The 16,211-nt window shown below is 70.4% G+C and carries 12 protein-coding genes and 1 pseudogene; 2 read left to right on the forward strand and 11 right to left on the reverse strand.

Annotated features, from left to right (window positions below; genetic code table 11):
- Positions 1-476 (reverse strand): annotated as a pseudogene (locus ACZ62B_RS33015) (hypothetical protein); the annotation flags it as partial.
- 272 nt (positions 477-748) lie between these two features.
- On the opposite strand from ACZ62B_RS33015, the gene ACZ62B_RS33020 reads away from it, so the two are divergent.
- On the forward strand, positions 749-1,600 hold the full coding sequence (locus ACZ62B_RS33020; protein ID WP_469693156.1) for a DUF2637 domain-containing protein: 852 nt from the start codon (positions 749-751) through the stop codon (positions 1,598-1,600).
- A gap of 220 nt (positions 1,601-1,820) precedes the next feature.
- A complete protein-coding gene (locus ACZ62B_RS33025) occupies positions 1,821-3,023 on the forward strand; it encodes a hypothetical protein (RefSeq protein ID WP_344569402.1) in 1,203 nt (400 codons plus the stop codon).
- Positions 3,024-3,105: 82 nt separating this feature from the next.
- Here ACZ62B_RS33025 and ACZ62B_RS33030 read toward each other — a convergent pair whose 3' ends face one another.
- From ACZ62B_RS33030 to folC, 10 genes are all read right to left on the reverse strand, one after another.
- On the reverse strand, positions 3,106-5,070 hold the full coding sequence (locus tag ACZ62B_RS33030) for a TIGR03960 family B12-binding radical SAM protein (protein WP_344569400.1): 1,965 nt from the start codon (positions 5,068-5,070) through the stop codon (positions 3,106-3,108).
- Between the two features lie 64 nt (positions 5,071-5,134).
- Positions 5,135-6,706 carry a CYTH and CHAD domain-containing protein gene (locus ACZ62B_RS33035; RefSeq protein WP_344569398.1) on the reverse strand — a complete coding sequence of 524 codons (1,572 nt, stop codon included), beginning with the start codon at positions 6,704-6,706 and terminating at the stop codon, positions 5,135-5,137.
- Between the two features lie 64 nt (positions 6,707-6,770).
- Positions 6,771-7,973 carry a rod shape-determining protein RodA gene (gene rodA, locus ACZ62B_RS33040; RefSeq protein WP_344569396.1) on the reverse strand — a complete coding sequence of 401 codons (1,203 nt, stop codon included), beginning with the start codon at positions 7,971-7,973 and terminating at the stop codon, positions 6,771-6,773.
- Positions 7,970-10,261 carry a penicillin-binding protein 2 gene (mrdA, locus tag ACZ62B_RS33045; protein ID WP_468890183.1) on the reverse strand — a complete coding sequence of 764 codons (2,292 nt, stop codon included), beginning with the start codon at positions 10,259-10,261 and terminating at the stop codon, positions 7,970-7,972. The genes rodA and mrdA overlap by 4 nt, the downstream gene beginning before the upstream one ends.
- 115 nt (positions 10,262-10,376) lie before the next feature.
- Entirely contained in the window at positions 10,377-11,045 is a 669-nt protein-coding gene (gene mreD / locus ACZ62B_RS33050; RefSeq protein ID WP_344569392.1) for a rod shape-determining protein MreD, read from the reverse strand.
- 13 nt (positions 11,046-11,058) lie between these two features.
- On the reverse strand, positions 11,059-12,000 hold the full coding sequence (gene mreC / locus ACZ62B_RS33055) for a rod shape-determining protein MreC (RefSeq protein WP_344569390.1): 942 nt from the start codon (positions 11,998-12,000) through the stop codon (positions 11,059-11,061).
- A 208-nt stretch (positions 12,001-12,208) separates the two neighbouring features.
- A complete protein-coding gene (locus ACZ62B_RS33060) occupies positions 12,209-13,228 on the reverse strand; it encodes a rod shape-determining protein (RefSeq protein WP_004931372.1) in 1,020 nt (339 codons plus the stop codon).
- 354 nt (positions 13,229-13,582) lie between these two features.
- Complete coding sequence (gene ndk, locus ACZ62B_RS33065) at positions 13,583-13,996, reverse strand: nucleoside-diphosphate kinase (protein WP_344569387.1); 414 nt, start codon at positions 13,994-13,996, stop codon at positions 13,583-13,585.
- Between the two features lie 65 nt (positions 13,997-14,061).
- Positions 14,062-14,412: a DUF4233 domain-containing protein gene (locus ACZ62B_RS33070; protein ID WP_073931890.1), complete on the reverse strand. Its 351-nt coding sequence runs from the start codon at positions 14,410-14,412 to the stop codon at positions 14,062-14,064.
- Between the two features lie 6 nt (positions 14,413-14,418).
- Positions 14,419-15,936, reverse strand: a complete 1,518-nt coding sequence (folC, locus tag ACZ62B_RS33075; protein WP_344569385.1) for a bifunctional tetrahydrofolate synthase/dihydrofolate synthase — start codon at positions 15,934-15,936, stop codon at positions 14,419-14,421.
- Positions 15,937-16,211 lie beyond the last annotated feature (275 nt).

A 16,211-nucleotide genomic window follows, 5' to 3' on the forward strand; every position in this document is an offset into this window, starting at 1 on the left:
GCCAGAACCCACCGGTACAACCACAGCGCGGGCACGACGACGAGATATCGCCCCAGCCACACCGCTCCCGCCCACGCCCCGGCCCCGATCGGTGTCAGCACGCGCGCGTACAGCCATATGGCCCCGTGACCGAGGGGAGTCAGCACATGGCGGTAGAACGCGATGGCCGGAAGGACCAGCAGCACCTTCCCTAGCCACACCAGTCCCTTGCCGGACGGCACCAGGACATACCGCCACAGCCCCACGAACGGCCATACGAACACCGCCCGCCCCGCCCACAGCAGCGCCCGCCCGAGAGGCCGCAGCAGCGTGTCGTTCAGGAACCGTCCGGCGACGACCAGCGCGTCCCACGCCATCCGCACCGGCACGACCAGCACCAGCGCCACGATCCGCACGGGGATGCGGATCGCCACGACGAGACACCCCTCGCCCGCGGGCGCGGCGGCCGGCGGACCGGCCGGCTTCTCGAGATCCATACCTACGGAGACGCAGGCGCGGCCCGCCCGGATCCCACCCTCATGATGTTGTTTACCTCATATGCTGAACGCCGATCGGACATAAGAATTCCGCGACTTATGTAAAGCGATTTTCCCTACGGCCGTTCACTCATTCGCCACGCATCCAAGCGAAACAGCCGCCGTTAGTCGCTATATGACGAAGGCAAGCATGTCCGGGCTCATCAGGTCCGACGGGGGGAATTCGTGGAAATCCGACCTCACCTGCCGTTGGATCGGCGAGGCCGGCTGACATGAATGACGAACGCTACGACCCTCTCGTCTACGCGGAGCCCATGGAATCGTCCGTACCGCACTGGGACCCGGCACCGCACTGGGACCCGGCACCGCACTGGGACCCGGCCGAGGAACTCGCCTATCTGCTTCAGGAAGCCCGCGGTGAGGAACCCCCCGGCGTCACCATGCCGGGGCCCCGCGAGGAGACCTCGGTCACCACTCCCCCGGCCGGCAGCCCCATGGGCAACCTGCAGGAGATCACGGCGGAACTGCCGCCCCTGCGCGCATCACCGCACGGCCACCGCAAACCCTCGCGCAGACGCCCCGACGCACTGCGCCTCGCCAGCTACGCCATCGCCGCCCTGGCAGCGGTCACCGTGTCGATGGTGAGCGTCTTCAGCGGCGTCGTCACCTACGAACCCCTGCTCCTCGTCACCACGGCCCACAGCAGCGGCAGTTCCTCGGCCTGGTGGCCCGTGCTGGTCTACGGCCCCTGGCTGGCGGGCTCGCTGTCCATCCTCCGCGCGGCACTGCACCAACGGCGCGCCCTGCACTCGTGGTTCGTCGTCCTCCTCTTCTCGTTCGTCGCCATCATGCTCTGCGTGGCCCAGGCCCCCCGGACGATCACCGACACGGCCGCCGCGGCGCTCCCGGGCGTGGCCGCCCTGGCCTGCTTCCAGCAGCTCGTCCGCCAGATCACCCTGACCCGGCCGCCCCGCCGGGCCACCCCCCGCCACCGGCTGCGGTCCGCCATGGACCACCCCGCACCGCTCACCGGCCCCGGCAAACAGGAACGTTTCCGGGCCCCGGCCCACTCCTACCGGCGTGACACGCCATCCCCCCGGCACCCCGGACAGCACACCCCGTAAGCCCCCGCCGCCGGCGGCCCGATGCGCCGCCGGCAGGGGACCCCTCAGCGGCCTCCGCCGACGGCGGGGGCCGCTCCGTGCCGACCGGGGGCTCCTCCAGGACGCGGCCGCGGAGAAGTCCGTACCCCTCTCACGGCTGAGATCGATCCCGACGGCCCAGAACGATCGAGCCATGACCCGTACGGGACAACCCTCCACGCCCCGGCCGGGTCTTACGGACATGATCAGACGCCTTGCCCGTACAGGTGCGGTGCTCACCATCGCGTCCCTGCTCCTGACCGCCTGCTCCGGCGACCAGGACACCCCCGCCGAGCGCCCCGTCGCCAAGCACCCCGTCTTCGACCAGAAGCTCGGCCTCCAGGTCTACCTCGCCCTGCGCCAGACGCAGAAGGCGGGCGGTGCCGACTTCGTCCAGACCATGACCTTCGCGTCGAAGAAGGGCAGGGCGGTGCAGACCGTCAGCGGGCGGATGGACTTCACGAAGAAAACGGGCGAGGCGACCACGGAGTGGCACCTGTCGAAGAAGCTCCCCCGGGAAACGAAGGACACCCTCCTGGGCGCCACCCCGGGCAAGGGCAACGCCGACCCCTCGGCACGCGTCCTCGTCGGCCTCCAGCACATCCACTACCGCGCCGGGTCGGCGGCGTACTGGCTCCAGTACACGACGGGCGACACCCGTCCGGCCCTCGGCATCGACCACCTGCGCGGATCCGAGGGACCGGTGGGCGGCACCCTCCTCGAAGGACTCGGTGCCACGAAGGCGACATCCCGGCGGACCGACGGCTCCCAGCGCGCCTACGAGGCGGACATGCCCACCAGCGCCACCGAGCGACTGCTCCCCAGGGACCTCAGGCGCGAGCTGTCCATCCCCTTCCCCAAGAGCGCCCCGCTGCCGACGACCGTGTCCGTGGACGACCGGGGACGCGTCACCCACGTGCGAGCCGACCTCTCGACGGTCCTGGGGAAGAAGGGCAGCGCGTTCGAGGACATGACCTCCCTGACCATCGACCTCCGGCTCTCCGGACACGGTGTGCCGAAGCCCGCCGCGAAGCCCGACGGGCCTGTCCGCCCGGCCCGCGAGGCGGTCCGTTCCGTCGGCTCGGTGAAGCCCGGTGGCTGCGTCGACTTCAGCACGGGCCAGCGGCTCATGGACACCGTCGTGGACGTGCCGTGCTCGGGCGCGCACGACGGCAGGGTCTTCGCGCAGAGAACACTCGGCACGGGCCCCTACCCGGGCGGCACGGCCGCCCGGGAGAAAGCCGCCGCCGCCTGCAGCGCCGCCTATGACACCGCCCCCGGGCGATGGGTCTCCGGGGCGGACCGGGCCGGAGATTACTGGTACATGTGGCCGAAACGGGAAAAATGGGAACAGGACGGAGGACACGCCAGCTGCTTCGTCGTCACCACCAGGGGCGCCGCCTGAAGCAGATGACGGAAGTCCGTGACCGGGCGGCCCGGTCGCCCGGAAGCGGGGGCGGCCCTGCTTCGGGTCGCCCCCGCTCACGTCAGTGGGCGTGACCGCTCGGTGCCGGAGCCGAGTTCTTGACCGTGAGCGGCAGCAGCTTCTTCCCGGTCGGGCCGATCTGGATGGACGTGTCCATCTGCGGGCACACGCCGCAGTCGAAGCACGGGGTCCAGCGGCAGTCCTCGACCTCCGTCTCGTCGAGGGCGTCCTGCCAGTCCTCCCAGAGCCAGTCCTTGTCCAGGCCGGAGTCGAGGTGGTCCCAGGGGAGGACCTCCTCGTAGGTGCGCTCACGGGTGGTGTACCAGTCGACGTCCACGCCGAACTGCGCGAGGGACTTGTCGGCGCAGTCCATCCAGCGGTCGTACGAGAAGTGCTCGCGCCAGCCGTCGAAGCGGCCGCCGTCCTCGTAGACCGCGCGGATGACCGCGCCGATGCGGCGGTCGCCGCGCGAGAGGAGGCCCTCGACGATGCCGGGCTTGCCGTCGTGGTAGCGGAAGCCGATCGAGCGGCCGTACTTCTTGTCGCCGCGGATCTTGTCGCGGAGCTTGGCGAGGCGCTCGTCGGTCTGCTCGGCGGAGAGCTGCGGGGCCCACTGGAAGGGGGTGTGCGGCTTGGGGACGAAGCCGCCGATGGAGACCGTGCAGCGGATGTCGTTGGAGCCGGAGACCTCGCGGCCCTTGGCGATCACGCGGGTGGCCATGTCGGCGATCTGGAGGACGTCGTCGTCGGTCTCGGTGGGCAGGCCGCACATGAAGTACAGCTTCACCTGGCGCCAGCCGTTGCCGTAGGCCGTGGCGACGGTGCGGATGAGGTCGTCCTCGGAGACCATCTTGTTGATGACCTTGCGGATGCGCTCCGAGCCGCCCTCGGGGGCGAAGGTGAGGCCCGAGCGGCGGCCGTTGCGGGTCAGCTCGTTCGCCAGGTCGATGTTGAAGGCGTCGACACGGGTGGAGGGGAGGGACAGGCCGATCTTGTCCTCCTCGTAGCGGTCGGCGAGGCCCTTGGCGATGTCGCCGATCTCCGAGTGGTCGGCCGACGACAACGACAGCAGGCCCACCTCCTCGAAGCCCGTCGCCTTCAGACCCTTGTCGACCATCTCGCCGATGCCGGTGATCGAGCGCTCCCGGACCGGGCGGGTGATCATGCCGGCCTGGCAGAAGCGGCAGCCGCGGGTGCAGCCGCGGAAGATCTCCACCGACATGCGCTCGTGGACGGTCTCGGCGAGCGGGACGAGGGGCTGCTTGGGGTAGGGCCACTCGTCGAGGTCCATCACCGTGTGCTTGGAGACGCGCCACGGGACGCCCGACTTGTTCGGTACGACACGGGCGATACGGCCGTCGGGGAGGTACTCGACGTCGTAGAAGCCGGGGACGTACACCCCGCCGGTCTTCGCCAGGCGGAAGAGGAGTTCCTCGCGGCCGCCGGGGCGGCCCTCCTCCTTCCAGGCGCGGACGATCCGCGTGACCTCCAGGACGGCCTGCTCGCCGTCGCCGATGACCGCGCAGTCGATGAAGTCGGCGATCGGCTCGGGGTTGAAGGCGGCGTGGCCGCCGGCCATGACGATCGGGTCGTCGAGGCCGCGGTCCCTGGCCTCCAGGGGGATGCCGGCCAGGTCCAGGGCGGTGAGCATGTTGGTGTAGCCGAGCTCGGTGGAGAAGCTCAGGCCGAACACGTCGAAGGCCTTCACCGGGCGGTGGCTGTCGACCGTGAACTGCGGGACGCGGTGCTCCCGCATCAGCGCCTCCAGGTCCGGCCAGACGCTGTAGGTGCGCTCGGCGAGGACGCCGTCCTGTTCGTTGAGGACCTCGTAGAGGATCATGACGCCCTGGTTGGGCAGTCCGACCTCGTAGGCGTCGGGGTACATGAGCGCCCAGCGGACGTCGCAGCTCTCCCACGGCTTGACCGTGGAGTTGAGCTCTCCGCCGACGTACTGGATCGGCTTCTGCACATGCGGGAGCAGAGCTTCGAGCTGCGGGAACACAGACTCGGCGGCTTCGGCAGGCATCTCGCGAACCTTTGTGTGCTGAGTGGGGTGACCATTCAGCGTAACGCGGCCGGAGGGGTACTCCCTACGCTGTCCAGGGCCGAAGGTCCTCGGTGATCGACGTCCAGGCCTCGGGGAGGGCGGCCTCGGCGTGCTCCGCGCGGTGTTCCTCGCGGGCGTGGAGGACGCCGTAGGTGAAGGCGCTCTCGCCCGCCGCGTGGGCGACGGCGGCGAGCTCGCGGAGGGTCTGGCGGGCCATGACGCTGTCCTGGTGGTCGCCGAGCAGGCCCTGGAGCGCCTTCATGTCCTTGACGAGGTCGTTCGCCGGTCTGCCGAGTGCGGGGGCGGCGGCCTCGGCGGCGTAGCGGGTGCGTTTGGTCTTCTTGCGGGCGTCGTGCAGGGCGAGGTCGCGGTCGGTGCCGGGCGGGAGGTCGAGGGCGCGGGTGACGAGGCCTGCGAGCTTGTCGAGGTCCTTGCGTACGGCCTTGGTGAGGGCCTTCTCCGGTTTGGTTCCGGCCTTCTTGCGCAGGGGCGGGTCGGCGAGCAGGGCGTCCAGGGTGTCGAGGAGGGTGAGGTACCGGCGGGAGTCGAGGATGCCGGTGAGGCGGCCGTGGGCTCCGGCGTGGCGGGCCTCGGCCCAGGTGGTGAGCCGGTGGCCGACGGGGCCGGCGACGAGGGTGTCGGGCAGGCCGGCGAGGGAGGAGCGGAGGCGTTCGGCGAGCACCTCCTGGTCGCGGTCCAGGCCCAGCTCGGCGGCCAGCCACTTCAGGTCGGCGCCGACGGGGTCGGTCACCGCGCGGTCGAGGACGGTGCGGAAGGAGCGGAAGGTGCTGCGCAGGCGGCGGGTGGCGACTCTCATGCGGTGCACGGAGTCGGGGACGTCCTGGCGTACGGCGGGGTCGAGCTCGACGAGGGCGTCGCGCTGGGCGCGGACGTAGGCGAGGACGTGGTCGCCGGTGGTGACGGGTTTCCCGGCCGGCCGTGACCGGTGTTTCCGCTTCGGGGCGGCCTCGGGTGCCGTGGCGGGGGTGCGTGTGGTCGCCGCGGCCGTGGTTCCGTCCGGTGCCGTGTCGGCCAGTGCCCTGGCCAGTTTCGACGCCGAGGACGAGGGGCGCACGCCGGCCTTGCGCAGGCGTTTCTCCACCTTGTCGAGGAAGGCGGGGTCGCCGTCGTCGGCGAGTTCGACCTCGATCTCGGTCCACCGGGCGGTGCCGCCGGTGCCGGTGAGGCGTTCGGCGTGGACGGTGTCGACGCTGACCTCGGCGAGCAGCCGGCCGTCGGCGTCGACGAGGTGGCGTACGTCGCGGTCGGAGCGCAGCCGGACGACGGGCAGCAGTTCGCCGTCGCGGACGCGGGAGCGGACGAGGGCGGCGAGCTCGTCCGGGAGGGTGTCGGAGAGCGGGGCGCGGATCTCGTCGCGCACTCCGGGGGCGACGGGGAACTTCAGGTGCCAGCCGGCGTCGGAGCCGCCGGTGCGGCGGCGCAGGGTGACCAAGGACGCGGCGAGGCGTTCGTCGGCGGTGTCGTGGTAGGTGGCGTCGAGGTGGGTGACGCCCTTGTCGAGGACGGTCGCCACGCCGGGGACGCGGGTCAGGTCGGGCAGTCCGCCGTCGTCGGACTCGTACTTTCGCTCGATCTCGCGCTTGGTGTCCGCCATGAAGCGAATCTAGTCGCCGTGGGTGCGGAGCGGCAGTGGACCGCCGCTCCGCGCCCATGGCGGGTCACGCGGACATCGGCCGTTGTATCCGGATGGACTGCAGCAGGCCCACGGCCAGCCAGACGGCGAACATGGAGGAGCCGCCGTAGGAGACGAACGGCAGGGGGAGGCCGGTGACGGGCATGATGCCGAGGGTCATGCCGATGTTCTCGAAGGACTGGAAGGCGAACCAGGCGACGATGCCGGCGGCGACGATCGTGCCGTACAGGTCGGTGGTGTCGCGGGCGATGCGGCAGGCGCGCCAGAGGATGACGCCGAGCAGGCCGATGATCAGTGCGCCGCCGACGAAGCCGAGTTCCTCACCGGCGACGGTGAAGACGAAGTCGGTCTGCTGTTCGGGCACGAACTGGCCGGTGGTCTGGGAGCCCTGGAAGAGGCCGGAGCCGGTCAGTCCGCCGGAGCCGATGGCGATGCGGGCCTGGTTGGTGTTGTAGCCGACGCCGGCGGGGTCGAGCTCGGGGTTGGCGAAGGCCGCGAAGCGGTTGATCTGGTACTCGTCGAGGATCCCGAGCTGCCAGACGGTGATCGCGCCGGCCGCGCCGGCGCCGAGCAGGCCGAAGATCCAGCGGTTGGAGGCGCCGGAGGCGAGCAGCACACCGAGCACGATGACGACCATGACCATGACCGACCCGAGGTCGGGCATGAGCATCACGATCAGCATGGGGACGACGGCCAGCCCGAGGGCCTGGAGGACCGTGCGGTGATCGGGGTAGGGCTTGTCGCCGGCGTCGACGCGGGCGGCGAGCAGCATCGCCATGCCCAGGATGATCGTGATCTTCACGAACTCGGAGGGCTGGAGGGAGAAGCCGCCGGGGAGCTTGATCCAGGAGTGGGCGCCGTTGATGGTGGAGCCCAGCGGGGTGAGCACCAGCAGGATCAGGAAGACGGAGGCGCCGTACAGCAGGGGCACGGCCGTGCGCAGGGCGCGCTGGCCGAGCCAGACGGCGCCGATCATCAGGGCCACCCCGATGCCGGTGTTGAGCCAGTGCCGGACCAGGAAGTAGTAGGGGTCGCCCTGGTTGAGTTCGGTGCGGTTGCGGGTGGCCGAGTAGACCAGGAGCGAGCCCAGCAGGGAGAGGGCGAGCGCCGAGAACAGTATCGGCCAGTCGAGGCGCCGGGCCAGGGAGTCGCGGGCGAAGACCCGTGTCCAGCCGGCCCGCTCCGGTCCGTATCCGGAGACCTGGAAGCTGTTGACTCCGCCGGTCATGACGCTGCCCTCCGGAGTCCCTTTCCGGTGCCGGTGCCGCCGCGTCGTCGCCGGTGGCGGCGGCGGGTCCGGCGGTCGCCCATCTCCGGCGAGGGGACCGTGCCCGCCTGCTGCGGGTCGGCGGGGCCGTCGTCCTGCGGGGTGGTGGCCTGTGCGTCGGGCGAGGGGGTCACCCGGTCCTTGACGGGGTCCTTGGAGATCTTCGGGGAGGTGATGGTGCCGTCCGTGCGGACCTTCGGGAGGCTCTTCTGCGGCGTGGGCAGCAGCGCCTTCTTCTTGTCGATCTCACCGTCCTCGGAGACGCCGTACAGGGCGTTGTAGATGTTGCGCACGGCGGGGCCCGAGGCGCCGGAGCCGGTACCACCCTGGGAGATCGTCATGACGATCGAGTAGTCCTTGGTGTACGTGGCGAACCACGAGGTGGTCTGCTTGCCGTAGACCTCGGCGGTACCGGTCTTGGCGTGCATCGGGATCTCGTCCTGTGGCCAGCCCCCGAACCGCCACGCGGCCGTACCGCGGGTGGCGACTCCTTCGAGGGCTTCGTCTATCTGGGCGAGCGTCTTCTTCGACGTCGGCAGCTTGCCGTGCGCCTTGGGCTCGATCTCCGTGACGGTCTTGCCGTCGGGGCTGATGACGGCCTTGCCGACGGTGGGGTCGTAGAGGGTGCCGCCGTTGGAGATGGCCGCGTAGATGGTGGCCATCTGGATGGGGGTGACGAGCGTGTCGCCCTGGCCGATGGAGTAGTTGACGGAGTCACCTGCGCGCAGCCGGTTGCCTTCGAGGCAGTTCTCGTAGGCGATCTTCTCCGCGTAGGTGCCGTCCTTCTTCCCGTACTTGCACCAGGCGTCCTTGTTGGCCGTCCAGTAGTCCAGCTTCCACTGGCGGTCGGGGACGCGGCCGCTGACCTCGTTGGGCAGGTCGATGCCGGTCTCCTCGCCGAGGCCGAACTGGTGGGCGGTCTTGTAGAACCAGTCGTCGGCGTTCTTCTTCGGCTTGTTGCCGCCGTCGCGCTTCCACTCCTCGTGGGCGAGGGCGTAGAAGACGGTGTCGCAGGACACCTCCAGGGCGCGGCCGAGGCTGATCGGGCCGTGGTTCTGGGACTCGAAGTTCTTGAAGACCTGTCCGCCGATGGAGTACGAGCTGGAGCAGTTGTAAGGGCCTTCGAAGGAGTAGCCGGCCTGTATGGCGGCGGCCGTCGGGATGACCTTGAAGATGGAGCCGGGTGCCGACTGGCCCTGGGTGGCGCGGTTGAGCAGCGGGTAGTTGGACTTCTTGCCGGTGAGGTCCGCGTAGTCCTTGGCGGAGATGCCGCCGACCCAGGCGTTGGGGTCGTAGGTCGGGTTGGAGGCCATGGCGACGACGCGGCCGGTCTTGGCCTCCATGACGACGACGGCGCCGGAGTCGGCCTCGTAGTTGCGGTTGGTGTTGCGGTCGTGCTGCTTGCGGGCTTCCTTCATCGCCTCGTTCAGCTCGTACTCGGCGATGCGCTGGACGCGGGAGTCGATGCTGGTGACGAGGTTGGCGCCGGGCTGGGCGGGGTCGGCCTCGGCCTCGCCGATGACGCGGCCGAGGTTGTCGACCTCGTAGCGGGTGACGCCGGCCTTGCCGCGCAGCTGCTTGTCGTACTGCCGCTCAAGGCCCGAGCGGCCGACCATGTCGGAGCGCAGATAGGGCGAGCTGGTGTCCTGGGCCTTGGTGATCTCCTCGTCGGTGACGGGCGAGAGGTAGCCGAGGACCTGGGCGGTGTTGGCCTTGCCGGGGCTCGGGTAGCGGCGCAGGGCCTGCGGTTCGGCGGTGATGCCGGGGAAGTCCTCGGCGCGCTCGCGGATCTGCAGGGCCTGTTTGGCGGTGGCCTCGTCGGTGATGGGGATGGGCTGGTACGGCGAGCCGTTCCAGCAGGGCTGGGGGGTCTCGGCGTCGCAGAGGCGGACCTTTTGCTGGACCTCCTCGGCGTCCATGCCGAGGACGCCGGCGAGTTTGGCGAGGACCGCCTTGCCGTCGTCCTTCATCTTCAGCAGGTCGGTGCGGGAGGCGGAGACGACCAGGCGGGTCTCGTTGTCGGCGAGGGGCACTCCGCGGGCGTCCAGGATGGAGCCGCGGACCGCGGGCTGGACGACCTGCTGGACGTGGTTGCCGGAGGCCTCCTTGGCGTACTGGTCGCCCTCGCGGATCTGGAGGTACCACAGGCGCCCGCCGAGGGTGCCGAGGAGGGAGAGGACGAGGACCTGGATGACGACGAGCCGGATCTGGACCCGTGGGCTGCGGCCGGTCTCGGGGATGTTGGTCACGCGGCTTCCTCCTCCCTCGGAGCGCGTACGACGGTGCGGGTACGAGTGGTGAACGGCCGGGCCATGGACCCGCGTTCCGTCGCCCCTTCACTCGTTCCGGTGAAGTTCTGGGAGGTCACAGGCGCTTGACCCCCTTGATGCGTCCGGCGCGGGCCACCCGGGCGCGGGCCGCCTTGACCCGCAGTCCGCCCCGCTGCCCGCCGATGCGCAGTCCGGTGCCGCCGGAGAGCCAGCCGGAGGCGATGTCGCCGGACTTGGCGGGGTTGGTCTCGGCGAGCGGGTCGTTCTCGGCGCGCCGGGCCAGGGCCATGACGCCGGGGACGACGAACGGCGCGAGCAGCAGGTCGTACAGGGCGGCGGTGAACAGCAGTCCGCCGAGGCCGACGTGGCGGGCGGCGGTGTCGCCGACGAGGGCGCCGACACCGGCGTAGAGCAGGGTGGAGCCGACGGCGGCGGCAACGACCACGACCATCGGGCCGGTCGCCGACTTCACCTGCCCGCTCTCGGGTTTGACGAGTCCGGCGAGGTAGCCGATGACGCACAGCACGAGGGCGTAGCGCCCGGCGGCGTGGTCGGCGGGCGGGGCGAGGTCGGCGAGGAGTCCGGCGGCGAAGCCGATGAGGGCGCCGCCGACATGGCCGTAGACCAGGGCGAGGCCGAGGACGGTGAGCAGCAGCAGGTCGGGGACGGCGCCCGGGAGGTGGAGGCGGGCGAGGACGCTCACCTGGATCACCAGGGCGACGACGACCAGCGAGCTGGAGAGCAGGATCCGGTTGACGCGCATGGGGTGACAGCTCCTACTGCTCTTGCTGGTTGAGGCCGTCGGCGGGGGCGGAGGGCGTGACGGTCACCGTCACGGTCGGCGTGGGGGTCGGCTTCGGCTTCTTGGGCAGCACCGTGTCGCGCGGGTCCTTCTCGGGGGCCTGGACGACGACGCCGACGACGTCGAGCTTGCTGAAGCTGACGAACGGCGTGACGGAGAGGGTGCGGGTGAGGTCGCCGCCGGAGGGGTCGACGCGGGAGACGACTCCGACGGGGACGCCGGGCACGAACGGCTTGTCGGCCTGCGAGCCGAAGGTGACCAGGCGGTCGCCCTTCTTGATCTCGGCCTTGCCGTTGAGGAGTTCGACGCGCAGCGGGCGGTCGCCCTGGCCGGAGGCGAAGCCGAGTTCGTCGGTGGACTCCATGCGGGTGCCGACGGTGAAGTCGGGGTCGGTGGCGAGCAGCACGGTGGCGGTGCCCGGGCCGACGGTGGTGACGCGGCCGACGAGTCCGTCGCCGTTGAGGACGGTCATGTCGCGTTCGATGCCGTCGTCGGCTCCGGCGTCGATGGTGATGGTCCAGGAGAAGCCCTGGGCCGCTCCTATGGCGATGACCTGGGCGCCCTTGATGCCGTACTGGCCCTTGCCGGAGACCTTCAGCAGCTTGTCGAGCTGCTTGAGGCGGCTGCGGCTGCGGTCGTCGCTGCCGAGTTCGGCCTTGAGCGCGGCGTTCTCCCGCTCCAGTTCGGCGAGCCGGTCGTGCCGGTCGCCGGACTCGCGGACGGCGGTGACCGCGTTGCCGATCGGGTCGACCGCGCCGGACACGCCGTTCTCGATCGGGCCGAAGACGGTCGCCGCGGCCTGCCGGGCACCGTCGACCGGTGAATCCTCCCCGCCGCGGATGTCCACCGTGATCAGTGCGAACGCGATGGCGATCAGCAGCACCAGGAGCAGCCGGCTCTCTTTCGTGTCCCTCACGTGCGGCGGCCGTGCCTTCCTCGTCGAGAACGGGTATGAGGTGGGGGTCTGTTCAGGTGTGCCGAAGATGCTTCGAGGGGTGTGTCGAAGGATGCTTCGGGGGTGTGTTCGAGGCGTTGTGGGGGGTCTTGGGGGAGTTTATGCCTCTATATCAACGATCCGCCGTACGGAAGAAGGTCGTCCCGTACGGCGGTATCGAGGGGGTGTGTCATCTGCGCGGCTGGGCGTCGAGCACCTGCTGAAGCGCCTCGAACTCCTCGACGCACTTGCCGGAACCGAGCGCCACGCTGTCCAGCGGGTCCTCGGCGATGTGGATCGGCATGCCCGTCTCCCGGCGCAGCCGCTCGTCGAGGCCGCGCAGCAGGGCGCCGCCGCCGGTCAGAACGATTCCCCGGTCCATGATGTCGCCGGACAGCTCCGGCGGGCACTTGTCGAGGGTCGTCTTGACGGCGTCCACGATGGCGTTGACCGGCTCCTCGATCGCCTTGCGCACTTCGGCGGCGGAGATGACGACGGTCTTGGGCAGTCCGGAGACGAGGTCCCGGCCGCGGATCTCGGTGTGCTCGTCGGCGTCCAGGTCGTACGCGGAACCGATCGTGATCTTGATCTGTTCGGCCGTCCGCTCACCCAGCAGGAGGGAGTACTCCTTCTTGATGTGCTGGATGATCGCGTTGTCCAGCTCGTCGCCCGCGACGCGGATGGACTGGGCGGTGACGATGCCGCCGAGGGAGATGACCGCGACCTCCGTGGTGCCGCCGCCGATGTCCACCACCATGTTGCCGGTGGCCTCGTGGACCGGCAGCCCGGAGCCGATGGCGGCGGCCATGGGCTCCTCGATGATGTGCACCTGGCGGGCGCCGGCCTGCGACGACGCCTCGATGACGGCGCGGCGCTCGACACCCGTGATGCCCGAGGGCACACAGACGACGACCCGCGGACGAGCCAGGTACCGCCGCTTGTGGATCTTCAGGATGAAGTAGCGGAGCATCCGCTCGGTGATCTCGAAGTCGGCGATGACGCCGTCCTTCAGCGGGCGCACGGCGACGATGTTGCCGGGGGTGCGCCCGATCATCTTCTTCGCTTCCGCACCGACCGCGAGGATGCCACCGGTGTTGGTGTTGATCGCGACGACGGACGGCTCGTTGAGTACGATCCCACGACCCCTGACGTACACCAGCGTGTTGGCGGTCCCGAGGTCGACAGCCATGTCACGGCCGATGAACGACATTGAGTTCCCCATCAGGATTCGACTGGCCTTCCCACGAGCTTTTGAGGGCTCTTCAGGTCGGCGAGGTGGGTGCGGTGACGTGAATGCTTCCATCGTAGACGCGCCTTCGCGAACACCGCGCGAGGGTCTTCGCCATTGTCATCAGATGGCGCGCCCCGCTGCTTGTGGAGACGGTCCATCGGGGGCATCCGTTCCCCCGATCGCCGCGCATATGCCAAAAAAGGTCCGGGGGCAAAGCCCCCAGACCGTCCGACAGGCGGCCAAACACGTCGGCCGCCGCCGCGATGTGATCGTTATGCGCGGGATCCGCGCACGTCCGGGTGCGCGGGTTACGCGCACGTCCGGATGCGCGGGTTACGCGCGGCCCGGGAAGAAGATCTTCACCTCGCGCTCGGCGGACTCCTCGGAGTCGGAGGCGTGGATCAGGTTCTCCCGGACGATCACACCGAAGTCACCGCGGATCGAGCCCGGCGCGGCGGCGATCGGGTCGGTGGGACCGGCCAGTTGGCGCACACCCTCGATGACCCGCTCACCCTCGACGATCATCGCCACGACCGGCCCGGAGGCCATGAACTCCACCAGCGGCTCGTAGAACGGCTTGCCCTTGTGCTCGCCGTAGTGCTGCTCCAGCGTGTCCTGGTCCAGGGCCCGCAACTCCAGCGCGGTGATCTCCCAGCCGGCCTTGCGCTCGATACGGCTGATGATCTCGCCGGTCAGGCCACGACGTACGGCGTCGGGCTTGAGGAGGACGAGGGTGCGCTGGGTCACGACGGAGCTCCTTGTGCGGGAAATGGTGCGGGAGGACGAGATTACCGGGCGTGTCGGGACACCTGTCACGCAGCGTCAGGCCGGCCCGCCTGCGCGGCGAAACGGGCCTTGGCTTCGTCCACCTTTCGCCCGAAGTGCACCGATGCCCACCACAGCAGCGCGAAGAGCGCGCCCATGAAGAACATCATCGGGACGAAGACACCGGAGGCGATCAGGGCGATCTGCAGCGCCCAGCCGAGGGCCACCCCGCCGGGCCGGGTGATCACCCCGCACAGGGCCACGGACAGGAACATCGCGATGCCGCAGACCGTCCACACCGTGCCGGTGGACAGGTCCGGGTCCTTCATCGCGACCAGTCCGGCGAAACCGATGATGAAGAACTCGCCGATCAGCGTCGAAGCGCAGAGCGTACGCACGGGATCTCAGCCCCTCCCCAGGAGCAGTCGGGCCTCACCGACGGTGATGACGGAACCGGTGACGAGCACACCGCCGCCCGCGAACTCGCCCTCCTCCTCGGCCAGCGTGATCGCGGCCTCCAGGGCGTCCGGCAGCCGCGGCTCGACCTGGACGCGGTCCTCGCCGAACACCTCGACGGCGATGCCCGCCAGCTCGTCGGCGTCCATCGCGCGGTGGCTGGAGTTCTGGGTGACGACGACCTCGGCGAAGACCGGCTCGAACGCCTCCAGCAGCCCGCGCACGTTCTTGTCGCCGCTCGCGCCGACCACGCCGATGAGCCGGCTGAACTGGAACGCCTCCCCGATCGCGGCGGCCGCCGCCCGCGCGCCCGCCGGGTTGTGCGCGGCGTCCAGGACGACGGTCGGGGAACGCCGTACGACCTCCAGCCGGCCCGGGGAGGCGACGGCGGCGAACGCCTTGCGCACGGTGTCGATGTCGAGCGGCTGGGCGTGCTGGGCGCCGACGCCGAAGAACGCCTCCACGGCGGCGAGCGCCACGGCCGCGTTGTGGGCCTGGTGCTCGCCGTGCAGCGGCAGGTACACCTCGGGGTACTCGCCACCGAGTCCGCGCAGCGTCACCAGCTGGCCGCCGACCGCGACCTGCCGGGCCACGACCCCGAACTCCAGCCCCTCACGGGCCACCGTCGCGTCCACCTCGACGGCCTTCTTCAGCAGCACCTGCGCGGCGTCCACCGGCTGCTGCGCCATGATCACCGTCGCGTCCCGCTTGACGATGCCGGACTTCTCGCCGGCGATCTCGGCGGGCGTGGTGCCGAGCCGGTCGGTGTGGTCGAGGTCGATCGGCGTCACCACGGCGACGCCGGCGTCGATCACGTTCGTCGCGTCCCAGCTGCCGCCCATGCCGACCTCGACGACCGCCACGTCCACGGGCGCGTCGGCGAAGGCGGCGTACGCCATGCCGGTGAGCACCTCGAAGAAGGACAGCCGGTACTCCTGCCGGGCGTCGACCATCTCGACGTACGGCTTGACGTCCTGGTACGTCTCGATGAACCGCTCGGCGGAGACGGGCGCCCCGTCGAGGCTGATCCGCTCGGTGATCGACTGGACGTGCGGGGAGGTGTAGCGGCCGGTGCGCAGCTCGAAGGCGCCGAGCAGGGCCTCGATCATGCGGGCGGTGGAGGTCTTGCCGTTGGTGCCGGTGATGTGGATCGAGGGGTACGAGCGCTGGGGCTCGCCCAGGACGTCCATCAGCGCGGCGATGCGGGCGACCGAGGGCTCGAGCTTGGTCTCGCCCCAGCGGGTGGCGAGCTCCGCCTCGACCTCGCGCAGGGCCTTGTCGACCTCGGGGTCGGCGGGGCGGGCGGGCACGTCCGCCTGGGGCGGGCCGCCCTGGGTGCGCAGGGTGCGGCTGCCGGCCTCGATCACCGCGAGGTCGGGGTCGCGGTCGGTCTCGGCCGCGACGATCTCGTCGAAGCCGTCGACGGGCTCGGGCTGCTCGCTGTCATCAGGGGGGAGCTCACTCACGGGGACCAGTCTACGTACCCGGCCCGCACCCCCTCGTGCCGCCGCCGCAGCCCGCAGCCCGCGGGCAGTCGTGCAACCACTACCGCAGCCTGCGGGCAGTCGTGCCGCTGGGGCGGCACGGGTGGGCGCTGGGGGTACCCCCTCTGGGGGAGGCACCTCGTAAGCGCCGAGCGGCGCGACCCACCCCCGGACGCCCGAAGGCTCCCGGAGCCGTGTGGTTCCGGGAGCCTTCGGTTGCCGTCGCGGGGTCTCACTCACCCGCGCTCGCGGGGTGC

The sequence above is a fragment of the Streptomyces sp. NPDC053426 genome (assembly GCF_055585405.1).